Raw genomic sequence first — 24559 nt, forward strand, 5'->3', positions numbered from 1 at the left:
CCGAGTTCGCGCAGGCCGACGTCGCTTACGTCATCGGCGCCAACGACGTCACCAACCCGTCGGCGCGCGACGACAAGACGTCGCCGATCTACGGTATGCCGATCCTCGACGTCGACAAGGCCCGCACCTGCCTGTTCGTCAAGCGCTCGCTCGGTTCCGGCTATGCCGGCATCGACAACACGCTGTTCTACAAGGACGGCACCATGATGCTGCTCGGCGACGCCAAGAAAATGACCGAGGAAATCGTCAAGGCAATGGATCACTGAAATTGATACGCCCAGCAAGGCGATGACGCGGGAAGGGCTCCAGCCACTCAAAGCCTGCTCATTCCACATGGTGCAGTCTGCCTTTGCGGCTAAGATATCCTTCCTCGGCCGAAGCGGCCCTCGGCTACAATCGTCACGGTCGCATGGTCATGACGATTTCCCACAAGCTGCTGGCGGGCGTTACGCTTGCCGTGGTCGAGTGGGGGGTCGCAACATTGGCCGCGATATGTGGGTTTAGCGAAAGATTCTCAATCGCTACCTCGTGTGGCACCCGGTTCACCATCTGGTGGGAGTAGAAGGGCAGGGGCTCTTGACACCTATACCGCACAGCCTTCTGGTCTGGCGCAGCTTTCCGGGGAACCGCCGGATCCGGAATTGTACGTCAGGCAGACCGCTCTGCGGGCTAAGCCGACAGCCGGATTCGGCATGCGCAAGCCGGCGTCCATTGTGCTCAAGGGTCAAGTGCGACAGGTACGTTCAATGAACCCAAAGCTTACAGACTTACACTCACTCTTGTCGTCCATGGCCGACGCCGGACTGGCGAGCCGCGAGGCTACGCGGGGCCTTTTCGGTGAGAGTACGGCCTCGCGAGCCTCCGACCTACATCGGCTGATCGAAGCGCAGATCGTCGATGCCGACGCCCTCGCAAGATTCCTGTCGTCCTATTATGGCGTGCGGCTTCTCGACCGGCAGCAGCTCGCTGACTACAGGCCCGTCGCGCAGAATCTCTCAAACCGATTTCTTGTGGAAAACTGGATCGCGCCGCTCACGGCGCCGGGCGGGAGCGCCGTCATAGGGGTTCTCCACCCCGGAGACGCAGACCCGATAGAGGCGCTGCGATCCGTTCTCGACGGTGACGTCGAGGTCTGCGTGGTTCCCGCACCCGACCTGGAATCCTGCCTGGAACGCCTTTCCGGCACCCAGGATGTTGCCCAGGCCACCGGCGAAGGAGCAACCTCCGAAGCGGCTATCGCAAGCCTGCGGGATCTCGCGAGCGGCGCGCCGGTTGTGGTTGTCGTCGACGACATCTTCCGGCGCGCGCTCGACCTGAGGGCAACCGACATCCACCTCGAACCGATGCGCGGACGGCTCGTGATGCGTTTCCGCATCGACGGCGTCTTGCGGATCATGCCTTCGCCGCCGCACGAAATGGGCGATGCGATCGTGTCGCGAATCAAGGTTCTCGCCGGCCTCGACATCACCGAGCGCCGCAAGCCTCAGGATGGTGCGATGCGCCTTCCCATCGGCGACCGCGAAGTCGAACTGCGCGTCGCCACCCTCTCATCCATCCATGGCGAGACCGTCGTCATGCGCATCCTGCACCGCGACAGCGTCCTGCTGGATTTCGCGGGCGTGGGCCTGGACGAGGAAGAACGGCAGACGCTGAACCGTCTACTTGAGCACACCCATGGAATGATCGCCGTCGCCGGCCCGACCGGCAGCGGCAAGACGACGACGCTCGCCGCCGCGCTCTCAAAGCTCAACGATCCGGGCCGCAAGATCGTGACCATCGAGGATCCCGTCGAGTACCAGATCCCCGGCATCGTGCAGTCGCAGATCAACTCGGCGATCGGCATCACCTTCTCATCGGCGATCCGGACGTTCGTGCGACAGGACCCCGACGTGATCCTGGTCGGCGAGATACGCGACGGCGAGACGGCACATGCCGCCGTCCAGGCAGCGCTCACCGGACACCTCGTTCTCACCACCGTCCACGCGAACACCGCGGCGGCGGCCTTCACGCGTATGCGCGACCTGGGTGTCGAGACCTATCTGCTGGTCGGCGCCGTACGCGGCATCATCTCCCAGCGCCTGTTGCGGCGGCTCTGCGATCACTGCAAGCAGGAAGGAATTCTCTCGTCCGAGACCTTTTCCTCCGACTCCCGCTACCAGGCCGTCGGGTTCTCCCCGGGCCAGAAAGTGTTCAACGCGGTTGGCTGCGGCCGTTGCAACGGCACAGGGTATCGAGGCCGCATCGCCGTGTTCGAGATCCTTGTCCTCGACGAGGCGATCACGGAACTCGCTTCACAGGGGGCAGACCACTCCAGGATCGAAGCGCTCGCGCTGGAGCGAGGCATGAGCACGATGGCGCATGACGGTGCCAGGAAGGCAGGGCAAGGTCTCACCTCGCCGGCGGAGGTGCTCAGGGTCACCGGGTTTCGCTGAGCGCATCCATCCACATCCGCGCTTGCCTCTGACCCGCGACTGGCAGTTGGAATCTCCGCTCAGGACTTGGCCACTATTCCTCGCCTTCATCGCCTTGATAGGGCTCGATGCTTTCGCCCTCCAAAAGATAGCCCGAGGCAACCTCGCTTGAACCATCTACGAAGGAGAGGTCTTTCTTTTCAGACTGCACGCGCATCGTGCCGGTTATCATGACGCCTTCGAACAGACTCGTAGCCGCGAATGGAGTGGAGGATTTCAAGTATATCACCTGGTTCGGCGGCGGTGGCGGCTCATGGATGCATGCACCGAAATAGGGGACAAGCAGGAACTCGGTCGTACCGGCTGGATCAAAATCCAGGGGCAGCAGATAGCCGGCGATCGCTACCCGCTTGCCGTCATACGTCTTCTCGGTAAGGGTTCCGCGCCTCTCGACCTCTGTGGCCCAGGCTACGTATCGTTCGTAAATCGCATCCAGATCGACGCCCTGCTTTGAGAGTGTCTCCCTGTCGGCGTCGACCCTTTTTTTGGCTTCGTCGCGCTGAAGGGCAAACTCCTCGCTCAGCTCGCCCGATGGGTGACCTTTCCAGTAAAGGACACTTCTCAACGCCTCCTGCTGCTCAGAAGGAAGTCCTTCCGGGAAATTTGCCAGCGGTTCTGTCGGCGGGATCAGCATCTCCCATTTCAGCTGGGTGGCGCCTTCGCTGAATGCCGCGCCGCAGCCAAGGCCCAGGACAGCCAGAATGAGAGCTATGCCACGGAGCGTCGATCTCGCGTTGCCGAAGATGAATCTGGAAGTCATCACGTTCTCACCATCATGCCGTTTGCGAGGGACATCCTGTAAGCGCGATAGGCCGGCAGGAAACCGGCGGCCATTCCGCCGATCAATATTGCCAACAGCAACAGAGCATCCGTCGCGGATGGAGGCTGAAGGCCGATGTCGATGCCGAACTGTCTGTCGACAAGCGGGCGGGCTGCCATCAGGACCGCATAGAGCGCGGTCGTACCGATCGCGATTCCCGCCACGGTCAGGAGCGTCGCCTCTCCGACAAGAAGACCTGCAACCGTGCGGGGTCTCGCCCCCAGCGAGCGCAGTATCGCGATCTCACGGCGTCGTTCGTTAAGCGTCGACAGGATCATCGCCGACAGACCGAGCATCGAAGTCACCACGACCATGGCTGAGACGCCAAGCAATGCGGTCTCGAGGGTGGCGACCAGTCCCCACATCTCCTGCAAGGCGACACCCGGCAGCACAGCCGAAAGAGGCTCGGCCCTGTACTCGTTCACAGCGCGCTGGAATCCGATGACTTGCAGGCGCGACTTCAAGCCGACGATGGCCGCCGTTATCGCCCTCGGAGGAAGCGACATCTGCCGCAGACGGTCGGCCGGCGTCACCACTCCCGGGATCCGTGAACCGGACCGCCAGTCGACATGAATGGCCTCGACGGCCTTGAGGCTCACATGGAGGGATTTGTCCACCGGCGTGCCGGTCCTTGCCAGAATGCCGGAGACGCGGAACGGGAGGTCGTCGTGTTGCGGCCCGAGGGAGCCCGCACCATGCGCGACGGTGATCTTGTCGCCGGTGGAATAGCCAAGCCGGCTGGCGACGTCCGAGCCGATGACGACATCGAAGAGATCATCAAAGGGTGCACCGACGGCGAACGTCAGAGCCTGGCCGCCGCGATACCGGAAGTGCCCGAAATAATCCGGAGTCGTCCCGATGACGCGAAAGCCGCGATGGCTGTCGCCGAGGGAAAGCGGAATTGCCCAGGCAACCTCCGAGCGCGAAACGATATCTTGGTAGCTGCGCCACGTGACGTTGTTGGTAGCATTGCCGATGCGGAATACGGAGTAGAGAAGGAGTTGCATGGCGCCTGACCTTGCACCGATGACCACATCCGCGCCCGACACGGTCCCGGCAAAGCTGTCTCTTGCCCCGCTGCGCACCTTTTCGACACCGAGCAGCAGCATGACGCTGACGGAGATCGCAAGGATCGTCAGCAACACCGTGATCCAGCGGTTGCCCAGGGATTGCAGGGCTAGGCGGGCAACGATCATCTCTTGTCGCCTTCGCGTTTCGACCTTGCCAGGATGTCGGTGAGCTGGACAACCCTGGTAAAATGTTGCGCTAGGCGCCGGTCGTGACTCACCATGATCAGGGTTGCCTTCGTGGCGTCGATCTGACCGAACAGCAGGTCGATAAAATCCTGCTGCCGATCGTCGTCGAGAGCCGATGTCGGCTCGTCGGCGACAATAATCTCGGGTGAGCCGATGAGCGCCCGCGCCGTCGCGACGCGTTGCTGCTGGCCGACACTCAATGTGGCCGCCGTCTGCCGGCCGATTTCAGCGGGAAGTCCGAGGGCCATCAGAAGGCGCCGGGCTTCGCTCTCCATGCCACCGGCTGCAATCGCGCGGGCGCGACGTCGCGGTGCGAAACTAAGCGGCAGCAGCACGTTGTCGACGACGCTGCCGTAGGGAAGGAGATTGAACATCTGGAAGATGATGCCGAAATGTTCCGCCCGAAACCGGTCGCGCCCGCTGCTGCCGAGCTCACCAAGCGGTTGACCGAGGATTTCCAGGCTTCCCGCTTGCGCCAGCGCGATGCCGGTCAGCAGGCTGAGCAGGGTCGATTTTCCGCTGCCGGATGCGCCGAGCAGCAGTAACCGCTCGCCTCGGGAAACCTCGAACTCGCCCACCGACAGGCAAAACGGATCTCGCGGGTCCCACTTGTATTCGACACCGCGCAAACGCACGGCGTCGGCCAGGACGCGCGCCTCGACCCTATCTTTCCACACGGCGCGCCTCGCGCGACACATCGAAGGCGGTCTCGCCGTTGGCGTCGACTATGGTCACGTCGAGCCCCTCGGCATCGCGGAAGCGATCGAAGTAAGGGAAGTCCATCGACGTGATCTGGGACGCATCCCCGCAGGTGAGAGCGTACGTTGCCCGGAACTCGGCGTGACCGCCTTCGTGCTCGTCGGTCTCAGCGGTTTCGTCAGCCTCTGCGGCGGCGCCATGGTCCTCGCGGTCGCCGGCGATGAGTGTGACGTCTGCTGAGGTGACGGTGCACTCCGCATGGTCGGGCAAGGCGAAGAGCTTCAACGGCTCCCTCAGGTCGGCGAGCGCGGCCTGCACGGCCTTCTTCTGTCTGGCGGTGTCGGCTTCGTGCTCGAACCCGACGATGTCCATGCCGGGCGCAGAGAACTCCATCTGAACATCGTTCGCCTCGATGGCGATCGCCAGGGTCCCGCGTCCGTGGACATGTGGACCGAGTTCGCGACTTTCTTCTGCAGCGTGTGCCGCCGACGCGACGATGAACATGCCTGCGGCTAGCAATGCCCCGGCGTGTTGGTGCATTCCCATTTCGTTCCCTCCCAATCGAAATGATCCATGGCCGCCATCGACGTGCGTCGGCGGGTGGCGCGACCGCGCAAGCGGCAGTTCGGGCGCTACACCATCGTGGACAATTCGGTACTGATCAGTCTCGCCGTTTGGCTCACCAGCCTTGCGCAGAGCTCGTGGCGCCGCGCGTCGTGCCGATACACGGGCATGCTGATGCTCACCGCTCCAACCGGTTCCCGCATACGATTGAAGATCGGGCTGCCGAGACAGCGGATATCCGGCTCGTTCTCCTCGTCATCGAACGCGAATCCCTGCTCGCGAGTCCGCTTCAATTCATCGAACAGCGTTTCGGGTGTCGTGAAAGTCTTGGCGGTGTGGCGCTTCAGGTCCAGGCTCTTGATGACCTCCAGCAGCCGCTGGTCCGGCAGGCCGGACAGCCACGCCTTGCCCACGGATGTGGAGTGAAGTTCAACCTGGCCCCCAATACTGGTCTTCATCTGCACCCTGTTGGAGCCTACCAGCTTGTCGATGTAGACCATCCGGTTGTTGCTGGGCACTGCAAGGTGGACGGCCTCATCCGTTGCGTCGCGGAGCGACACCAGAAAATCCCTTGCGATCGTCCGCAAGTCGGAGTCGTCCCAAGTCTTGGCAGCAAGCTGCAGGAGGCGGGGCCCCAAGCGAAACGTTCCGCCTTCTGCTGACTGCACGACAAGTCCCTCCGCCATGAGCGCCGAAACGAGGCGGTAGACCGTCCCTCGTGGAAATGGCGCGCGCTTCGTCAACTGGGCAATGTCCAGGGTTCCCGGGGCATCCGCGATGATCTGCAGCACCGTCACGAACTTCGAGAACGAGGCCGCTCCCTGAACGTGAGTAGGCGATCTTGCATCGGCTTCGTCCTCGACGTCACTCCGGCTCATGGCGCATCTCCTTGCTTGACAACGGAACATGGCGGTACTACACGTTCTTGGACAAGATGTCCATATTGTAGTCAACGTTCCTGATTTCGGTTGTAGCCGTGTGGTCGAGGAGGATCAACGGCAAACGCACGTGTGCGAAATGTCAACGCATCGGGCCGTCCGTACGTTCCGCGAGGGGCGCGGGAATTTCTTGGGAGAGGAAAGCAAATGACCAAAAAAGGATACTGGGTCGCAATGGTCGACATTGCAGACCAGGAGGGGTACAAAGAATACATTGCCTTGAACAAGGCAGCGTTCGACAAATACGGCGCTTCCTTTGTCGTTCGTGCGGGTAAGAGCCAAGTTATGGAAGGCTCCGCCGCAAACCGCCTGGCAGTCATCGAGTTCAAAGACTACGATACAGCCCTCGCCTGCTACAACTCTCCAGAGTATCAGACGGCGATCAAGGCCCGCGAGAAGCATGCCAAAGCACATCTGGCCGTAGTGGAAGGTATCTGACACCGCGAGCGTCGCCTGAAACCTCTGCCATACCGGTTCGAGGGATCATCGTCTTTACCCTTGCGCGCTGTTCGACCGCATCAGCAGGGCCTGCCGTCATCACGCGATCGGGCGTCTGCGCCCGACCGACATGCTGGTAGCTCCGCTGACGGCCTACGGATACTCGTCAGAGTGCGACGAAGGCCGGTCGCATGCGCGCACAACCTTTTTGGGAGCAGTCATGTCCTCTCCGTTGCCGTGGCTATTCAAGGCTTTCGACATCTTCGTCGTCGCCGGCATGGCCGTCATCAGCCTCCTGATCTTCACGAATGTCGTGCTGCGGTATGGCTTCAGCTCAGGCATTCCGTTTGCCGTTGAGGTGTCCCGTGTGGTCCTCGTATGGGTCATCTTCATGGGATCTGTGGTGGCGCTCGCCAAGGGCGCGCATCTCGGCGTCGAGTCGTTGGTGGTCCGGTTGCCTCGCAGGGCGCGCTTCGTCTGCTTTCTTGTTTCATATGGCTTGATGCTTTGGTGCTGCTGGCTCCTGGCACAAGGCAGCTGGTCACTCACCGTGATCGAATGGGGCAACGTCCAGGCACTGTCGGGAATTCCCGTCGGCGCCATCTACCTCGCGGGGCTCGTTGCTGCCATCCTGATGGCTGTGGTTCTCCTCATTGATCTGTGGCGCTCGCTGCGCGGCATCCTGCCCGCCCCCTGGTCGGGGGTGGAGCATGTTGAGCCGCTACCGGTTGTGCCCCCTGCGCTTACTTCGGAGAAAGCACCGTGAGCGGCTTGGTCTTTATCGTTTCCCTCCTTGGTGCGATGGGCATCGGAGTTCCCATTGCCTTCGCCCTGATGCTGTCGGGCGTCGCGATGATGCTGCTGATGGGAAATCTGGATGCGCAGATCCTGGCGCAGCGGCTGGTCAATGGGGCGGATAGCTATCCGCTGATGGCGATCCCGTTCTTTCTCATTGCGGGTGAGCTGATGAACGCTGGCGGCCTCTCCCGCCGCATCGTGAACGTGGCATTGGCGCTCGTCGGTCATGTCCGTGGCGGACTCGGCTACGTGGTCATCGGCACGGGTCTGGTGCTTGCCAGCGTCTCCGGATCCGCAATCGCGGATACGGCGACGCTGGCCGTCATGCTGGTCCCCCTGATGCGGGATGCGGGCTACCATATGGGTCGAGCCTCGGGCTTGATGGCGGCGACAGGCATTATCGCCCCTGTGATCCCGCCGTCTGTCGGGTTCATCATTCTGGGCGTCACCGCAAACATTTCCATCGTCGGCCTGTTCTTCGCCGGGATCGTGCCAGGGGTTATGATGGGACTGAGCCTCATGATCGCCTGGTGGTTCCTTTCCAAAAAGGAAACGGCGACGGTCCGGCTCAAACTGCCGCGCAAGGACCTTCCGAAAACCATCATGACCGCCGGTTGGGCGTTGATGATGCCGGTGATTATCCTGGCCGGACTGCGGTTCGGCCTCTTCACACCTACTGAAGCTGGCGTCGTTGCCGCCGCCTATGCGCTGTTTGTGGGGCTGTTTGTTTATCGGGAGCTGACACCGCAACTGCTCTATAACGCGCTGCTCGCCGCCGGGCGTCTGACAGCAGTGATCATGCTGCTGGTGGCAGCCTCCATGATCTCCGGCTTCATGCTGACGATTTCCAATCTGCCCGCCCAGCTTGTCAGTCTCCTCGATCCATTCATCGACTCACCGATTCTGCTGATGGGTATGATCGTTATAGCGGTCTTCATCGTCGGCACCGCGCTCGATTTCGCACCGTGCATCACCATTCTGGTGCCCGTCCTCATTCCGATCGTCAATGCGGCCGGGATCGACCCGGTCTATTTCGGGGTCATCTTCATGATGGTCAACGCGGTCGGCCTGATCACGCCTCCTGTCGGAACGGTCCTCAACACAGTGTGTGGAATCAGCGGGGTTTCAATGGAGGCGGCTACGAAGGGTGCGATGCCTTACCTTGTGGCGCAGATGATCCTCATTGTGCTGCTGGTTCTCTTCCCGGCATTGGTGACCGTGCCAGCAAGCTGGCTCCACTGAGGTTCGAACAGTGGAGGAGTTAGACTGAACATTCGACGACGGCCTTTCCGTCTACATGACACAGGGTCCTGCCGCGGACGGCGGCGGGACCCTGACACAGGAGGAATTGCATCTCGTGAGCGCAGGTCGATGTCGAACCGCTGCAAACGTTCGAGTTCTTCACCGAGCCTCCACTGACCGACATCGGCGAGATGTACTGTGCGCAAGTGGGAAGCAGTGCTTTATGATTTTCAGGCGTTTCATAGAACGGTACTTTTCCGACCATAGGGTGCCGCGTGTACGCTTGTGTGGGGTGAGCGGGTGAGTGTAGCTCGGCAAGGCGGCGCTCCAAATACCTATGCCGTATGGGTTCGCAGATGCTTGGCGGCCTGCGCAATGGCGGTCGTGGCCGCTTGTACTTCTACTGATGATTATCTTGGAGAGGTTGCCGAGCGGCCGGATCCCCTGGACAAGGTTGCGAACGCTGATTTGAGTGCGCGCAAGTCTTCCGGCGGCGGTTTTCTGTCGGGCCTCGGCTTCGGCCGCACGCAGAACAACCGGCAGGGTGAAGTATATTACGGCTACGAACAACGGCTGACTGCCGGCGAGCGCAAGTCGCTCGAGCGGCTGAGCGGCGAAGAGTTCGAGGTCAACCTTGAGGAAGCCGAGATCAAGGTGGCCGCGCGCACCGTTCTCGGCGAAGTGCTTGGCATCAGCTATTCCATCGATCCAAGGGTAGCCGGGCGCGTCTCGATCACGACGTCGAAGCCTACGCCGGCCTCGGAGATCCTGACCATGTTCGAGTCCGCGCTACGCAGCAACGGCGTGGCCATGATGCGCGAAAGGGACCGTTTGCGGCTGATGCCTGCGAACGAAGCATTCGGCGCCGCCGAACTCGACCAGGGCACCACCATCCAGCCCGGCTACGCCGTCACGGTGTTTCCCCTGAAAAACGTTTCCGCCAGCACGATCCTGCCGCTGCTCGAAAACTTCGTCGCCCGTCCCGGCATGGTGCGCGAGGATCCCAGCCGCAACGCGCTGATCTTCCAGGGGACGGCGGCGGAGCGGACCGCGGCGATCGAAGCAGCGCACTCATTCGACCAGGATTGGCTGGCGGACCAATCGGTCGGTATTTTCCCTGTCAACAATTCCAGCGCGGCCACTATGATGCCCGAGCTGACCCGCGTGCTCGACCTCGGGGAGGGCGGTCGCGGGCGCAACACGATCAAGGTCCAGCTGATCGAGCGCAGCAACGCGATTCTGGTGGTGGCGAAGACGCGCAACCAGTTGCAGCGCGCGGCGAGCTGGATCCAGCGGCTCGACCGGATCGACGCGGCTGCCTCCAATTTGCGTGTGTACAAGGTCCAGCACCTGCAGGCACGGCGCCTTGCATCGATGGTCAACGAGATGTTCAACGGCGCCTCAGCATCACCGGCTTCGGAAGAGCCGGCCTCGCAGTTTCCGCCCGGCTCGCAGGCCGACGGCCAGAATCAGGGCGCAGACGGCTCGCAGTTGGCTAGTGCGACGCCGGATCAGCGCATGGCGGATAGCCTGCCGACCCCTGGTGGAAACTCCGACCAGCCTTCTCCGAGCGCTGCCGGCGGCGGGTTGCAAGGCGGCGTGCGCGTCACCGCGAACCCGGAAAACAACACCATTCTCGTCTTCGCGCGGCCCGACCAGCAGCGGCTCATTGAACAGGCCCTCGTCGCGCTCGACCGCCCGCAGGAGCAGGTTGCCATCGAGGCGACGATCGCCGAGGTGACCCTGACCAACGAGTTGCGCTACGGCGTGCAGTTCTTCCTGAACTCCAACGATCTTGGTTTGGGCAACAACAAAGGCTCGGTGGGCTTGTTTACGGAAGCAAGCAAGGCTGCGCTGTCCAGAACCATTCCGGGGTTCAACCTCCTCCTCGGTTCGGACACCGAGCCGCGCGTCGTCATCGATGCGCTGCGCGGCGTTACCGAGGTCAAGGTGCTTTCCACGCCCTCGGTTGTGGTGCTCGACAACAAGCCCGCCTTGCTGCAGGTCGGTGATGAGATCCCGATCGTCACCCGCACCGCGCAGTCCATCACCGATCCGGAAGCACCGATCGTCAACAACGTCGAGTTTCGAAATACCGGCGTGATCCTGAAGGTTCTGCCCCGGATCACCGGAAACGGCACGATCAGCCTCGTCATCGAACAGGAGATCAGCTCGGTCCAGCGCAGCCAGGCCCAGTCCCTGACGCCGACTATATCGCAACGAAAGGTCAGCTCGACCGTATCGGTCGCCAGCGGCCAGACCGTGATGCTCGGCGGCCTGATCGCCGAACGCCAGCAGCGCGGCCGCGACGGCGTGCCGGTTCTCAGCGACCTTCCGGTGATAGGCGAGGCGTTCCGATCCAACCAGAATTCCGCGACGCGCACCGAACTCATCATCCTGATCCGGCCGCAGGTCATTCGCGACAGCATGGATGCGCAGCATGTGGCCGAGCAGATGCGGTCGCAATTGCGGCTGATGAACGAACCATCCAGGAACGTGCCGCTGCGGCGGCCTGCCAAGACGGTAATCGAATGAAGCTTCTGAGGGCGCGGCGGTGGTCTACCGCCGCCGTAGCATTCGCGCTCGCCGTCGGTACCGTGCCCGCTGTCGTCGGAAGCCCCGCATTCTTCATCGCGTCGACGCTTGCACTATGCCTTCTGGCAGCGGCAATCGCGGTCCACGATCTTGCGTCTTTGCTCATTCCTGACCGCTACACGGCCGGCATCTTGTTCGTCGCGCTCGCTGACTGGTGGTTCCAGTCGGGTGATTTCGCCGCGCTGGCCTGGCGCATCGTTCCCGGGGGCGCGTTAATGCTTCTGATGTGCCTGTTCGACTTCGCGTACGGGAGGCTGCGCGGCCGCGACGGCATCGGCTTCGGCGACATCAAGCTGATCGGTGTATCCGCCGCCCTGGTCGGGCTGGCCGGTGTCGGCGCCCAGATCATGCTTGCTTCGGTCGCAGCGCTCATCTTCAGCGTCATCCGCGCGGTTCGCCTGCGCCGCCCGCTACGGGCCGCGGCGCGAGTTCCGTTTGGAACGTTCCTCGCGCCGGCACTGGTCATCGTCTGGGCGTGGCTGCTCGCCGCATGGTGATCACATCGCTTGAGCCGGGGAGGGCAAAGTCTTGATTTCACCGGGATTGTGGCGTCGCGTTTCGTGGCGAAGCATGGGGGCGAAATGGGTCTTGCGGCTATGGGCATGAACTCGGCAACGAGCCGGCGGGGTGCAATCCTCGTCAGCGTCCTGTGGATTATGATTTTCCTGGGGTTCCTTGCTGTCATCCTTCGCGTGCAGATGACCGGTGTCGTGGCCAGCGTGCGCGTCACGGAGGACAAGGCTTCGGCGCGCATTCTGGCGGAAGCCGGGCTCTCGCAGGCAGCGGCCGAGATTCGCGCCGGCCCCGCCGACGATGTGGGCACGCTGAGCGATCAGATATCGTCAACAATCACCCTGCCGGCCGGGGTTGTTTCCGTCTCTGCGACAAATGAAGCCTTGCGGATCGATCTCAACACCGCCGAGCGGCAGCTGATCGTTGGCGCGTTGCGAGCCGCCGGCGCCGCTCCCGGAACGGCGGACGATCTGGCGACAAAGATCATCGGCCGCCGCGCCGGGCAGCCGGCTGGAAACGATACAAAGCTGTTTCAGACGGTCTCCGAACTCGCCGCCTTCCCGGGAATAACGCCCGACATGGCTATCGCCATCGAAGCCTATGTCACCGTCTCATCCGGCTTGGCCGGCGTTCGCCTGGAAGCGCTCGATGATGGACTGCTGAGCGACATTCCTGGCCTGCCGCCGTCGGTGCGAAAGGCGATCAAGGATTTCCACGCCGGCCGCCTGTCACGCGAGCAGCTCGAGCAGTCGCTGGCGGCGGTGGCCTTCAACACGCTGCAGCAGGCACCGAGCTGGCGCGTCGAAATCAGGACCACCCTGCGGTCGGGTTACAGCGAATCTTTCGAGGCATTGATGCTTGTATCGAACGCGGACGAGGCGCCCTACAGAGTGCTCGACTGGCGTCGCGCGGCAATTGAGCTGGAATGAATGCCCGTGGATGGGACGCGACCGGTCTCAGCAAGAGTGCCAGGCCAGCCTGGCACTCCCCTGTGGAATATCCCGACCGCGGGGCATCAGAGCCCGCCGGCCACCGTGATCAGGGTGCCTGTCATGAATCCGGAGCCGGGAGACGCAAGCATCAGCGCCGCGCGCGCGATGTCGTCAGGCTCCGCGATGCGCCCCATGGGGGTCGCCGCCGCGATCCTGGCCGGCCGCTCGGGATTTCCGCCCTGCGTGTGTATCCGCGTGTTGGTGGTCCCGACACGTATGGCATTCACGCGGATGCCCTCCGGCGCCAGTTCCTTGCCCGCGCCGAATGTGATGGATTCCACTGCCCCCTTGGTGGCGGCATAGTGGACATATTCGTTGGGGCTGCCGAGGAACGCGGCCAGCGACGACATGTTCACGATCGTCCCGCCCTGGCCACCCTTGCGGGTGGACATGCGTCTCGCGGCCTCCTGAATACAGTACATGACGCCGAAGACGTTGATCCTGAAGGCGGTTTCCAGCACCGCAGGCTGCAACTCTTCTATCTTTCCAGCTTTCCCGATGATCCCGGCATTGTTGACCAGGCAGGTTACTCGCCCAAGTTCATCGTCGCAGGCGCTGAACAGAGCTTGAATGTCCTCCCTCTTGCCCACGTCTCCCTGCACCGCGATGGCGCGGGCACCCGCGGCCTTGCAGGCCTCGACGACTTCGGACGCAGCGGTGGTGTCCGAGAGGTAGTTTATGCAGACATCGTAGCCTTCGGCGGCGAACCGCCGAGCCGTTGCGGCACCGATGCCGTGGCTTGCGCCCGTTACGATAATAATCGGTCTCATGAAATGACCCCCTCGCTCATTCTCTGACGGTTCGCAGCCTAGAAGACGGACTCAAGGATCGCGGCGTAGTCTTCCTTGGTCAGCAGGCGAGGATTGGTGGGATGGCTGTGGTCTGCAAGGGCTCGCTCACACACCCAATCGATGACGTGCCGGGGGACCCCCAGTTCGGACAATCTGGGCGTAATGCCCAGACTACGGTTCAACCCGTCCAGCGCATCTGCGAGCGTTGTATGTTCAAGTCCCGCCAGGCGTTCGAGGTAGCCGACCTTTCGAGCCACGGCTTCAACTTCCATGTTCCACCGAAGGATGGTCGGCATCAAGATGGCGTTGAGCGTCCCATGATGAAGCTTCGCCTCCTTGAGACCGCCCAATGCATGGCTAAGCGCATGGACGGCCCCGAGACCCTTCTGGAACGTCATGCCCCCTTCGAGGGCACCCATCATCAATTCGGTCCGCGCCTCCGCGTTCGCGCCATCTGCGTACGCGACAGGCAAGGCCTTCCAGATGCGTTGGAAGCCGTCGGTGGCAATTGCCTCGGCAGGCGGATTATAGCGGGGGGAAAGGTACGTCTCGATACAATGCGACAGCGCGTCGAGCCCTGTCGAGGCCGTCAGAGCCGGGGGGAGCCCCATCGTCAACCCCGGGTCACAGATCGCCCTGCGCGGGATGAGGTGCGGGCTGATAAACCCGAGCTTCCGGCCGTCATCCAGTGTGATCAGTGCCGCGCGTCCAACTTCGGACCCCGTACCCGCCGTTGTCGGGATGGCCACAAGCGGCGCTACCGCGCCGGTGATACGTGCCACCCCGCCCAGGATCGCTGCATAACGCTCAAGTTCACCATCGTGCGTGGCGAGCAGCGCCACGCCCTTGGCCAGGTCGATCGGAGAGCCTCCGCCAATCGCCACTACCCCATCGCAGCCGCCTTGCCTGTATAGCGCGAGACCGGCAGCAACTGCGCTCTCAGTCGGGTTGGAGGGAACGTCCAGGAAGATCGGCGCTGTTCTCAGGAACTCGAAAACCGGACGCTCAAGCAAACCAGCAGATTTGATGCCGTGATCGCTGATCACCAAAGGGCGCGACACGCCGAGTTCGCGCAAAATTTCTGCCAGTGACTCGGCTGCTCCAAGCCCGAAATTGATATTTGTAAGGTAGTTAATATTGTTCACGCTGCCACACTCCTTGATATTCCGCACATGCATCGCTGCAGCCACCGTCTGGCATTCGGCACATTTCGTGCAGCCGGTGAATACGAGCACGCGACCTTTTTGGAATCGCCGAGTCCATAATATGGACACTATGTCCAAACATTAGGCGGAACCGCCCGCTTGTCAAGCTCCACCTTGTGGTTGCAGCGTTCCCGCCGTCTTGACAAAGAGGTTGCGGGCCCTTATCAAATTTTTGGACAGATTGACCACATTATGGTCGAATCGATGGCGGCTTTGGAGGACATGGTACAGGAACCGCTGACATGCTGATTTCGCTGGAGGAACTGGCCAGCCGCCGCGAGCTCGAAGCCAAAATCAAGTCCGCGGCTCACTATCGGCGCATTGCGCAATCCAAAGGCCTCCCGTGCGAAAACCCTGATTCACCTGCGGCCATTCGTGCCGGCAGTGACACCCCCGAACCGGAAGGAAAGCCTTTGTCGAAACCCGCCGCCACCGTGTTGATACCGGGCTGGATGCACGAGCATGCCCGCCGCATGCTCAGAACGCATTTCAGCCTGGTCGAAACCCCTGACTGTGACATTCACGCCCATCTGTCCCCGGAGGTGCGGGCGTCAATTCGTGGCGTGGCCTGTCGCGCCAGAATCGATCGGCAGTTCATAGACGCCCTTCCCAACCTTGAGATCATCGCCAGCTACGGCGTCGGCTACGACGCGGTGGATGCTGCCTACGCACGCAGCAAGAATATCGTCGTCACGAACACCCCTGATGTCCTGAACGAGGAAGTCGCCGATCTCACGTTGGGGCTCCTTATCAGTGTCGTGCGCGAGATACCCAAGGCGGCTGCCTTCGTTCGCGGGGGCCGGTGGAAAGCATCGGACTACCCGCTTAGCCGTCTGACGCTGCGGAACCGCAGGGTCGGCATCTACGGAATGGGGCGGATCGGTCGCTGCATCGCCCGACGAGTTGAAGCGTTTGGGCTTCCTGTTGCCTATCACAGCCGGCGCCCGGCGGAGGGGGTTGCGTACGACTACTTTCCTTCACTGCTGGAACTTGCCAGTGCCGTCGATGTGCTCATCTCCATCGTGCCGGGCGACCCGTCGACCGCAAACAGCGTGAATGCCGAGGTGCTGTCCGCCCTCGGGCCCGAGGGCGTGTTCATCAACGTAGGCCGCGGAACCGTCGTGGACGAGGATGCACTGATCAGCGCCCTGCGCACAGGAGCCATTGCGGCGGCCGGCCTCGACGTGCTCGCGGATGAACCCAATGTCTCCGAAGACCTGCTGGCGCTCGATAACCTGACGATCCTGCCGCATATCGGATCCGCATCGGTCAGTACGCGCACCGCAATGGCGGACCTCGTGGCACAGAACGTGATCGCCTGGTTCCAGAGTGGAGCGGCGATCACACCCGTACCCTAGTAAAACGCAGATCGGCCGCCGGGCGGCCCACACCGTCAGCCGAGTGCAGTGCCGTAACGTTAACCCAAGGGGCAAGGATCTGATCGTCGAGCTTTGAAGCACAGCGATGAAGCGTTGACAATGAGTTAATATTCTGCCCAGTATGCATTGTTGGACACCATGCCCACATCGTGGAACAATCTGATTGGCTCGGGAGGTTCGGTCAGATTGGTGATGTCGCCATTGGTAAAACTGAAGATGGAGGAGGAACTCTCATGAATCTATGTAAAGGCGGATTGGCCATCATAGCCGCGTTGGCGATCGGGGCGGTATCGTCCACCGCGGCGCTCGCACAGACCGTGTTCACCTGGACGCCAAAGCCGGTGGCGCTGGCACCATACAAGGCCCCGAACAAGCCACATACGACGATAGCCGACGTGCGCGCCAAGATTTCTCCCGCCAATCAGTCCAAAACTTGGCACCAGACGGTCGTCAGCGACGCGCACCTGCAGGCTTCATGGGTTCAGTTGGCGGTCGGTGATCAGTCGCCGGCCATGTTCATATCGGATACCCGCGCGGCCTTCATTGTCTGGGAAGGTTCGGTCGAGTTCACGATCGGGAGCCAGACGCCGTTTACGGCCACCAAAGGCTTTATGGTCCAGGTTCCCGCGCGCACGCAGTTCCAGATGAAGAACGTCGGCGCGGTACCGTCCCTGCACTTCGAGGTCTTCACCGCTGACGCCAAGATCACTTACCCGCAGGCGGCGGCAACCTTGCCGAAGCCGCAGGCGGGGATGACTTGGGCGTTGACGCGACAGGATCCGGGTGCAGAAGCCCTTGGGACGGGCAATTCTACTTTCAGGGATTTCCTTGCTTCGCCATCGGCGAGCGCATTCGTAACCAGTCCTGGCTTGTTTGTGAACGCGATCCGCGGCCAGGCGTTCAACTGCAATCCTCAGTCCCCCACGTCGCTGGGACACAGGCACATCAACTATGGTGAATTCTGGTTCATCATGGAAGGTCAGATCAGCTACAACATCGAAGGCCTTCCCTTCTTTGTCTCGGAGGCCGGCGATATCGTCTATGTCCCGGCCGGCCGCTGGCACTCGGCGGCGAACCATTGCCCGGGGTTCGACACGCGGGTTGCCATCAATCCCTTCCCGACCGGCACGCATAACTGGCCACCGACTGCCTCCCAGCCCAACCCCCCGACGCCCCCGATCTCGGGCAAGGGCTGGCTCGATTGATCCTGCCTATGGCCCGTCTCATCGCGGGCGGGCCGCTGGTCTCGTCCACCCGTGGTGAATGCGCATGCGTCGACCCGATGACTTCCTAAAGCTGTGTTCATCGCAGCGGTAGCAATGGATAGTCACATCGCCGTCGGCGCTGCGCTCAACGCGGTGGTCAACTAAGCAACATACCCTTCGCCTCAGCGGCAAGGGCGCAACTCACGTATTGCCGGTCCTGTCGCCCGAGGTGACAGTTCCTGCATCCTGGTTCCTGTGAACCATTCTTGGGAGGATAAATTATGAAAGCTATGAAAGCACTGCTTCTAACTGCAGCCCTCGTGGGAGGCCTCTTGGCTGCCGCTCCGGCCATGGCTCAGAATCCGCGTCTGGGCTACGTGCCTACAGAGGACCATCCGGTCGGACAGGCTTCGCGCCATTTTGCGAAGCTGGTGGAAGAAAAGACCGGCGGGCGTATCAAGATCGATACATTCGGCAACGGCGTGCTCGGCAGCGAGCCCGAGATGCAGGCGTCCGTGCAGGCCGGCTTCATCGACATCATGGTTGGCCCCACGCCCAACCTGGTCGGCGTCGTTCCGCAGTTCATGATCTACGACCTTCCGTTTTTCTACAAGGACTTCGCCGCGGTGGATGCCGTCATGGATGGCGCGGTCGGCGAGCAGCTGTTTTCACAGCTGAAGGAAAAGACCGGCATGGTCGGGCTGGCGTGGTGGGACAACGGCTTCCGCCACATGACCAACAAGATCCGTCCGATCAACACGGTGGAGGATATGGCAGGGATCAATATCCGGGTTATACCCAACCCGTTGTTCCTTGCGACCTGGACGGCTTTGGGAACCAATCCGACGCCGCTTCCCTGGCCTGAGCTGTACAGTGCCCTCGAAAATGGCGCCGTCGATGCCCAGGAGACGCCGTACGCTCTGATCTATACCGCAAGGTTCTATGAGGTGCAGAGCCATCTGGCCAAGACTGGCCACGTCTATACGCCGTTCGTTCTGCTCGCGAGCCAGAAGTGGTTTGGAAGCCTCTCCGACGAAGACAAGGCACATGTCATGGAAGCCGCGAAGGAATCGGCAGCCTTCCAGCGGGACGTGTCGCGCAAGGCGGCTGACAATCTGGAGCAGGAACTCGAGGCTAAGGGCTTCAAGATCACCCGCCCCACGCCTGAAGCGCTTGCAGCCATGAGCGAGCGCGTTGCGCCCGTCGTCAAGGAGTACAGCGAGAAGATCGGCGTCGAGTTGGTCGAGCAGGCGCGCGCCGATATGGCTGCGGTTGCCAAGTAACGGTCGTCGTCGTGGCGCCGGAGCCTGGTTCGCCTGCTCCGGCGTCCAACTTCAGAAACATAGTGCGACTGATCCAGCTCGCAGCCGCAGCCAGTGCGCGGTGTAGGGCTCGTCGCAGACGCCAGGGTTCAACAAACTGACGTTGCCCCGCGCGAGGCCGGCCATCGGTCCACGCGCGACTGGCAACGCCATCTCTGAAACCTCAGTTGGGGACATTCAAAATCATGAAAAAGAACGCTCTCTTCTCATCGAAGCGTTTCGCTTCGACGCTACTAGGCGCGACAGCCATGGCACTGGTGTCTGCGCCGGCCTGGGCCGACGACAACTACGCAAACGTTTCCCAGTCGGGTAGCGGCAGCTCCAGCGTCGTGATGCAGGCAGCCGGAGACGATAACGAACTTGGCACGTCGACCGACGCGGCAAGCCAGAACGGCTCGGGTAACAGCCTCGACATCGAACAGGCAGGTAGCCGCAACCAGATCGGTACGCGCGGCACCGGCCTCGACCAGACCGGCAACGGCAATTTGCTGGTCATCGACCAGCTTTCCGACGGCAACCGCGTCAACCAGATCAACCAGAGCAGCGGAACCAGCTCGGGCACACTCAACAGCGCGACCGTCACCCAGGGAACCGCTTCGGGTGAGCCGGTAGATGGCAAGTCCACGGTCACAGGCATCTCGCAGACGCATGTCTCGGGTGCTGCCAACAATGTGGACATCACCCAGACTAGCGAAGGCGCGGGCGGCAACATCATCGGCACCGGTAACGCCGACTCCGTCGCTGGCGGCGTGACGCAGACGGGCGGAGGCAACGACGCCAATCTGAGCCAAACCGGCGAAGGCAACCGCATCGGCACCTCGCTCCAGAACGGCCAGGGCAATGCGACCGTCATGAGCCAGGACGGCAACGGCAACGCGATCGACGGTTCTCAGGTCGGCGATGGCAACACCGCGGACGCGCTGCAGGTCGGCAACGCCAACGGCACGAGCGGCTTCGGCCTGTTCGTTACCTCCTCGTCGACGGTCACGCAGGGCCTGATCACTCAGGCAGGCAACGGCAACAACCTGCAGCTGGACATCGTCGGCGACAGCAACCAGTTTGGCATCGACCAGTCCGGCTCGTGGAACGAGGCGGTGGCGCGGGTGACCGGCAACGCCAACGAGTTCGCACTGGGCCAGACGGGAGACGCCAATCTCGGCGAGATCGCGATCGGCGACCGGACCCCCGGTAGCGACGGCAATCTGGTGGTCCTGAACCAGGACGCCAGCTCCTCGTACGGCAATGAAGCCGGGATCCTCGTCGATGGAGACGCCAACAAGGTGTCCGTCGATCAGCTCGGCGCGGTTGGCTACAACGAGGCGACTGTCGACGTCCTCGGCGACCAGAACGCAGTGGCGGTCGGCCAGACCGGCAGCAATGTGGGCGACGTGTTCGTCACCGGCAACTCCAACGGCGCAACGCTCGACCAGGTTGGCGGGGTCAACAGCGCGCTGCTCGAGTCTTACGGGAACGGCAACCAGTTCGACGTCGATCAGGACGGCGACTATAACGAAGCGACGGCGCGTTCGACCGGCGACGGCAACGATGTCACTCTCAGCCAGACCGGCGGCACAAACATCGGCCAGATCCTGATCGGCGACCGGACCGTCGACCTCAGCGACGACAATGAGGTGGCCCTGAACCAGGACAGCGGCCTCTCGCTCGGCAACGAAGCCGAGATCCTCGTTGATGGAAGCGCCAACACTGTCGCCGTCGACCAGCTCGGCGTGATCGGCGGCGACTACGGCAACAACCTGCTCGTCGATATCCTCGGCGACGACAACGACGTGACGGTCGACCAGGTCGGCAGGAACGGGGGGACTGTCGTCATCAACGGCAACCTCAACGCCGCGTCGCTTGACCAGGAAGGCTCTGACAACACCGCGCTGGTCGATGTCTTTGGAGGCGGCAACCAGCTCGGCATCGTCCAGTTTGGTTCGGTGAACGACGCAGTGGCGATGGCGACCGGCAACGATAACAAGGCGTTGATCGAACAGATCGGCAGCTTCAATACGGTCAGCATCTCCTTCCAGGGGGACTCGAACGGCTCTGGCAGCTTGACGGGCGCCGCGGGAGCGTTGGTCAGCGGCTCTGGTGGCCTCCTCGTGGCGGGCAGGGCGCTTCAGGACTCGTCCTCGGCGCTGTCGGGCAACAGCCTGACCTATGAGGTCGTCGGTAATCTGAACCAGTTCGCCTTCGCCCAGATCGGCGGCGGCAACTCCATCACGGGCCTGGTCGGCAACGCCGGCGCCTCCAATGGAAACCAGGCTGCCGTGTTGCAAAACGGGTCGAACAACGTGACTTCGTTCACCCAGAATGGCAGCTCGAACAATCTCTCCGTCTCGCAGTAAGCACTATCGACCGGGCGGGAACCCGCCCGGCCGACGTCTTCGAGCCACATTCAACCGCGTGACAGGAGTTACACGATGACATTCAAGCTGACACTTGCGACCACCACGGCGGTCGGACTTCTGATGGGGGCGGCGTTCGCCGGCAGCGAGAACGAGGCCTATATCGACCAGATCGGTGGCGGTAACTCGGCCTCCATCGTTCAGGGCCAGTCCAACGGTTCGGCCGTCGGCAACAGAGCCGGACATACGACGCAGCGAATCCGGCAGGACGGCGCTGACAACGAGCTGATCATCAACCAGACACATGACTCGAACGTCACCAGCCCGCCGCGCAACCAGATCAACCGGGCAGGATCGCCGGGCGACCAGGCAGGACTTGGCATCGACCAGATCGGAAACTCCAACTATCTGCGAATCGACCAGACGGGCCCCAACCAGGCCGTCTTCGAGGTGCAGCAGAATGGCGGCACGTCTGCGACGACCTCTTCCAACAACGCAACGATCACCCAGAGCGGCGGCTGGTCGGCGCGCGTCTCCAACCTGCGTCAGACCTTCACCGGCAGCGCAACGGACGATGCGAACGACGTCACCATTACCCAGACCGGCCAGTCCTCACGCGTGGGCAACACCAGCAGCGGCCCGCGCAATGACGGCAGCGGCGCGCACCAGACCGGTTTCGGCAACGATCTGACCATCACACAGACCGGCAACTCGCAACTCGTCTACACGGCGACGCAGACGAACAACCTCTCGGCTGGCGGCGCCAACATTGCGAGCATCAGCCAGGGCGGCGGCAACGGCAACCAGCTTCGCGAATTGAGCCAGGTCAACACGGGCGCGGCGGATAACATCGCAACGCTGACTTTCTCCGGCGCCGGCAATGGCGTGACGTCCGGTGTCTTCACGGGGCCGGCCCTCGGAGTCGGGGTGCTTCAGTCGCGCGTTCGCCAGACCGGCGAAGGCAATGACATCAGCTATGTCGTCACCGGCAGCGACAATCTGTTCGGGCTCGTCCAGGACGGACTGGGTAACTGGATCGTCAGCACTGTGGACGGAAGCGCCAATCAGGTCGCGATATCGCAGGAAGGCGACGGCAACAGTGCCAAACTCGAGATACTCGGAGACAGCAACCTGTTCGGCGTTGCCCAGACTGGCGTTTGGAACGAGGCGCTGGCGCGAGCGAGCGGCAACGCGAACGAACTCGCGCTGAGCCAGATCGGAAATGCCAATCTCGGCGAGGTCCTGATCGGAAACCGGTCCTCCGGCAACAGCGATGGCAATGCAGTGGTCCTGAACCAGGACAGCCTCGCCTCGTTCGGCAATGTTGGCGAGATCTACGTCGATGGGAACGCCAACACGATTTCGCTCGACCAACTGTCGGCTAATGGCAGCAACTACGGGACCGTCGACGTCTTCGGCGACGAGAACGACGTGGCGGTCGACCAGGATGGCAGCAATACGGGCGAGGTGTTCGTCACTGGAAACCTCAACGTCGCTTCGCTCGAACAGGACGGCGACATCAACAGCGCGCTGGTCGATATCCTCGGAGACAGCAACGAGGTCGATATTGACCAGTCCGGCGACTGGAACGACGCGGTGGCGCGGGCGAACGGCAATGCCAACGAGGTCATGCTGAGCCAGATAGGAGCGGTGAATACCGGGCTCGTCGACATCGTCGGCGACCAGAACGGTATAGCGATCGAACAGGACGGCGAAATCAACAGCGCGCTGGTCGATATCCTCGGAGACGGCAACCAGTTCGTTATTGACCAGTCCGGCGACTGGAACGACGCGGTGGCGCAGGCGACCGGCAACGACAACAAGGCGCTGATCGACCAGATCGGCAGCCTCAATACGGTCAGCATGACCTTCCAGGGGGACTCGAACGGCTCTGGCATCCTGACCGGCGCTGCGGGATTGCTGGTCAGCACGTCTGGCGGTCAGCTCGTGGCGGGCAGGGCGCTTCAGGACTCGTCCTCGGCGCTGTCGGGCAACAGCCTGACCTATGACGTCGTCGGCAATCTGAACCAGTTTGCCTTCGCTCAGATCGGCGGCGGCAACTCCATCACCGGCTTGGTCGGCAACGCCGGCGCCTCCAATGGAAACCAGGCTGCCGTGTTGCAAAACGGGTCGAACAACGTGACGTCGTTCACCCAGAACGGCAGCTCGAACAACCTCTCCGTCTCGCAGTAACCACTACCGGCCGGGCGGGAAACCGCCCGGCCGGACTCTTCGCGCAGCACTGAACTGTGTAACAGGACGAAGACGATGACCTTCAAGATCGCCCTTGCAACGACGACGGCCGTTGGGCTGATGATGGGCGCGGCGTTCGCCGCCAGCGTTTGCAGGAAACGCCGTCATTGTGTTTCTCATTCGCAAGGTGCGGGGGGAGATGAGATGATGAAGATTGCTTGCGCGGCGCTGATGGCCGCTGGCGTTGTTCTGGCTGCCGCGGGCGGCTCGGCCGCTCAGGATATGGTCTACACTCCGATCAACCCCTCCTTCGGTGGCAGCCCGCTGAATTCGTCTCACCTGCTCGGCATGGCCAACGCCCAGCGTACGGCCACGGCCCGCAAGCCGCCCGCGGATGCGGATCCGAACAATCCGACCAAGCCGGGCTCCACCGACGCGGACCTCTTCATCCGCCAGCTCCAGAGCCGCCTGCTTTCGGCGCTCGCGAGTCAGGTTACCGAGGCGATCTTCGGTGAGAATCCGCAGGAATCGGGTACTGTCCGTTTCGGCGACACGACCGTCACTTACGAGCGAACCATCGATTCGATTCGGCTGGTCATTACTGACCCGACAGGCGTCACCGAGATCGTGGTGCCCCTGCTGGTTGCGGCCAACAACGATACAAATTCCCTGATGCAGGACACAGGTGGCCTCGGGTCGAGCAACACTCTGTCCGGCGGATTGAACCCCGGTGCCCTGAGCGGCGACCTGACGTCGAGCACGTCGCTCAGCCCGGGGCTCAATTGAT

General features: G+C 62.2%; 21 protein-coding genes. 14 read left to right on the forward strand and 7 right to left on the reverse strand.

Annotation, left to right across the window (positions count from 1 at the left end):
• A partial coding sequence (locus WBQ96_RS27840) for an NAD(P)(+) transhydrogenase (Re/Si-specific) subunit beta (protein ID WP_336556270.1) occupies positions 1-266 on the forward strand: 266 nt, incomplete at its 5' end.
• Positions 267-788: 522 nt separating this feature from the next.
• Entirely contained in the window at positions 789-2432 is a 1644-nt protein-coding gene (locus WBQ96_RS27845; protein WP_337035957.1) for a GspE/PulE family protein, read from the forward strand.
• A gap of 73 nt (positions 2433-2505) precedes the next feature.
• On the opposite strand, the gene WBQ96_RS27850 is transcribed toward WBQ96_RS27845, so the two are convergent.
• From WBQ96_RS27850 to WBQ96_RS27870, 5 genes are all read right to left on the reverse strand, one after another.
• Positions 2506-3231, reverse strand: coding sequence for a DUF3299 domain-containing protein (locus tag WBQ96_RS27850; protein ID WP_337035958.1), 726 nt, complete (start codon positions 3229-3231; stop codon positions 2506-2508).
• Positions 3231-4487 carry an ABC transporter permease gene (locus WBQ96_RS27855; RefSeq protein WP_336556273.1) on the reverse strand — a complete coding sequence of 419 codons (1257 nt, stop codon included), beginning with the start codon at positions 4485-4487 and terminating at the stop codon, positions 3231-3233. Before WBQ96_RS27855 ends, WBQ96_RS27850 begins: the two co-directional genes overlap by 1 nt.
• Positions 4484-5182, reverse strand: coding sequence for an ABC transporter ATP-binding protein (locus WBQ96_RS27860; RefSeq protein WP_336556274.1), 699 nt, complete (start codon positions 5180-5182; stop codon positions 4484-4486). The genes WBQ96_RS27855 and WBQ96_RS27860 overlap by 4 nt, the downstream gene beginning before the upstream one ends.
• Positions 5183-5210: 28 nt before the next feature.
• Positions 5211-5792, reverse strand: coding sequence for a DUF2796 domain-containing protein (locus WBQ96_RS27865; RefSeq protein WP_336556275.1), 582 nt, complete (start codon positions 5790-5792; stop codon positions 5211-5213).
• Between the two features lie 86 nt (positions 5793-5878).
• Positions 5879-6688, reverse strand: coding sequence for an IclR family transcriptional regulator (locus WBQ96_RS27870; RefSeq protein WP_336556276.1), 810 nt, complete (start codon positions 6686-6688; stop codon positions 5879-5881).
• 207 nt (positions 6689-6895) lie between these two features.
• Here WBQ96_RS27870 and WBQ96_RS27875 point away from each other — a divergent pair, with 207 nt between their 5' ends.
• The 6 genes from WBQ96_RS27875 to WBQ96_RS27900 all read left to right on the forward strand — a co-directional run bounded on the left by WBQ96_RS27875 (position 6896) and on the right by WBQ96_RS27900 (position 13263).
• Positions 6896-7186, forward strand: a complete 291-nt coding sequence (locus WBQ96_RS27875) for a DUF1330 domain-containing protein (RefSeq protein WP_165121118.1) — start codon at positions 6896-6898, stop codon at positions 7184-7186.
• Positions 7187-7406: 220 nt separating this feature from the next.
• The gene (locus tag WBQ96_RS27880) at positions 7407-7952 is read left to right on the forward strand and encodes a TRAP transporter small permease (RefSeq protein WP_336556277.1); all 546 of its coding nucleotides are present in this window, start codon (positions 7407-7409) and stop codon (positions 7950-7952) included.
• Complete coding sequence (locus WBQ96_RS27885) at positions 7949-9226, forward strand: TRAP transporter large permease (RefSeq protein ID WP_336556278.1); 1278 nt, start codon at positions 7949-7951, stop codon at positions 9224-9226. The genes WBQ96_RS27880 and WBQ96_RS27885 overlap by 4 nt, the downstream gene beginning before the upstream one ends.
• A gap of 375 nt (positions 9227-9601) precedes the next feature.
• Positions 9602-11761, forward strand: a complete 2160-nt coding sequence (gspD, locus tag WBQ96_RS27890) for a type II secretion system secretin GspD (RefSeq protein WP_336556279.1) — start codon at positions 9602-9604, stop codon at positions 11759-11761.
• Complete coding sequence (locus tag WBQ96_RS27895) at positions 11758-12318, forward strand: prepilin peptidase (RefSeq protein WP_165121122.1); 561 nt, start codon at positions 11758-11760, stop codon at positions 12316-12318. The genes gspD and WBQ96_RS27895 overlap by 4 nt, the downstream gene beginning before the upstream one ends.
• 63 nt (positions 12319-12381) lie before the next feature.
• A complete protein-coding gene (locus WBQ96_RS27900) occupies positions 12382-13263 on the forward strand; it encodes a hypothetical protein (protein WP_336556280.1) in 882 nt (293 codons plus the stop codon).
• Positions 13264-13349: 86 nt separating this feature from the next.
• On the opposite strand, the gene WBQ96_RS27905 is transcribed toward WBQ96_RS27900, so the two are convergent.
• Both WBQ96_RS27905 and WBQ96_RS27910 read right to left on the reverse strand, forming a co-directional pair.
• Positions 13350-14096 (reverse strand): SDR family oxidoreductase, encoded by a 747-nt coding sequence (locus WBQ96_RS27905; protein ID WP_336556281.1) that lies wholly within the window; start codon positions 14094-14096, stop codon positions 13350-13352.
• Positions 14097-14134: 38 nt separating this feature from the next.
• The gene (locus WBQ96_RS27910) at positions 14135-15262 is read right to left on the reverse strand and encodes an iron-containing alcohol dehydrogenase (protein WP_336556282.1); all 1128 of its coding nucleotides are present in this window, start codon (positions 15260-15262) and stop codon (positions 14135-14137) included.
• A gap of 473 nt (positions 15263-15735) precedes the next feature.
• Between WBQ96_RS27910 and WBQ96_RS27915 the strand changes: the two genes are divergently transcribed.
• The 6 genes from WBQ96_RS27915 (at position 15736) to WBQ96_RS27940 (ending at position 24558) form a co-directional block, all read left to right on the forward strand.
• A complete protein-coding gene (locus WBQ96_RS27915) occupies positions 15736-16680 on the forward strand; it encodes a 2-hydroxyacid dehydrogenase (RefSeq protein WP_442920914.1) in 945 nt (314 codons plus the stop codon).
• A gap of 170 nt (positions 16681-16850) precedes the next feature.
• Complete coding sequence (locus WBQ96_RS27920) at positions 16851-17906, forward strand: cupin domain-containing protein (protein WP_336556284.1); 1056 nt, start codon at positions 16851-16853, stop codon at positions 17904-17906.
• A gap of 281 nt (positions 17907-18187) precedes the next feature.
• On the forward strand, positions 18188-19189 hold the full coding sequence (locus WBQ96_RS27925) for a TRAP transporter substrate-binding protein (protein WP_336556285.1): 1002 nt from the start codon (positions 18188-18190) through the stop codon (positions 19187-19189).
• Between the two features lie 224 nt (positions 19190-19413).
• Positions 19414-21579: a beta strand repeat-containing protein gene (locus tag WBQ96_RS27930; protein ID WP_336556286.1), complete on the forward strand. Its 2166-nt coding sequence runs from the start codon at positions 19414-19416 to the stop codon at positions 21577-21579.
• Positions 21580-21654: 75 nt separating this feature from the next.
• Entirely contained in the window at positions 21655-23772 is a 2118-nt protein-coding gene (locus WBQ96_RS27935; protein ID WP_336556287.1) for a beta strand repeat-containing protein, read from the forward strand.
• A gap of 75 nt (positions 23773-23847) precedes the next feature.
• The gene (locus tag WBQ96_RS27940; RefSeq protein WP_336556288.1) at positions 23848-24558 is read left to right on the forward strand and encodes a curli assembly protein CsgF; all 711 of its coding nucleotides are present in this window, start codon (positions 23848-23850) and stop codon (positions 24556-24558) included.
• Position 24559: the final 1 nt, after the last annotated feature.

The organism is Mesorhizobium sp. CCNWLY176, assembly GCF_037153935.1.
In the GTDB taxonomy this organism is placed as follows: Bacteria; Pseudomonadota; Alphaproteobacteria; order Rhizobiales; family Rhizobiaceae; genus Mesorhizobium_M; species Mesorhizobium_M zhangyense.

What these genes read in the sequence shown, in the direction of transcription:
- WBQ96_RS27845 (WP_337035957.1), top strand. Translation starts at nt 789, where the DNA reads ATGGCCGACGCCGGACTGGCGAGCCGCGAGGCTACGCGGGGCCTTTTC.
- WBQ96_RS27850 (WP_337035958.1), bottom strand. Translation starts at nt 3,231, where the DNA reads ATGACTTCCAGATTCATCTTCGGCAACGCGAGATCGACGCTCCGTGGC.
- WBQ96_RS27855 (WP_336556273.1), bottom strand. Translation starts at nt 4,487, where the DNA reads ATGATCGTTGCCCGCCTAGCCCTGCAATCCCTGGGCAACCGCTGGATC.
- WBQ96_RS27865 (WP_336556275.1), bottom strand. Translation starts at nt 5,792, where the DNA reads ATGGGAATGCACCAACACGCCGGGGCATTGCTAGCCGCAGGCATGTTC.
- WBQ96_RS27870 (WP_336556276.1), bottom strand. Translation starts at nt 6,688, where the DNA reads ATGAGCCGGAGTGACGTCGAGGACGAAGCCGATGCAAGATCGCCTACT.
- WBQ96_RS27875 (WP_165121118.1), top strand. Translation starts at nt 6,896, where the DNA reads ATGACCAAAAAAGGATACTGGGTCGCAATGGTCGACATTGCAGACCAG.
- WBQ96_RS27880 (WP_336556277.1), top strand. Translation starts at nt 7,407, where the DNA reads ATGTCCTCTCCGTTGCCGTGGCTATTCAAGGCTTTCGACATCTTCGTC.
- gspD (WP_336556279.1), top strand. Translation starts at nt 9,602, where the DNA reads ATGGCGGTCGTGGCCGCTTGTACTTCTACTGATGATTATCTTGGAGAG.
- WBQ96_RS27895 (WP_165121122.1), top strand. Translation starts at nt 11,758, where the DNA reads ATGAAGCTTCTGAGGGCGCGGCGGTGGTCTACCGCCGCCGTAGCATTC.
- WBQ96_RS27905 (WP_336556281.1), bottom strand. Translation starts at nt 14,096, where the DNA reads ATGAGACCGATTATTATCGTAACGGGCGCAAGCCACGGCATCGGTGCC.
- WBQ96_RS27925 (WP_336556285.1), top strand. Translation starts at nt 18,188, where the DNA reads ATGAAAGCTATGAAAGCACTGCTTCTAACTGCAGCCCTCGTGGGAGGC.
- WBQ96_RS27930 (WP_336556286.1), top strand. Translation starts at nt 19,414, where the DNA reads ATGAAAAAGAACGCTCTCTTCTCATCGAAGCGTTTCGCTTCGACGCTA.
- WBQ96_RS27935 (WP_336556287.1), top strand. Translation starts at nt 21,655, where the DNA reads ATGACATTCAAGCTGACACTTGCGACCACCACGGCGGTCGGACTTCTG.
- WBQ96_RS27940 (WP_336556288.1), top strand. Translation starts at nt 23,848, where the DNA reads ATGACCTTCAAGATCGCCCTTGCAACGACGACGGCCGTTGGGCTGATG.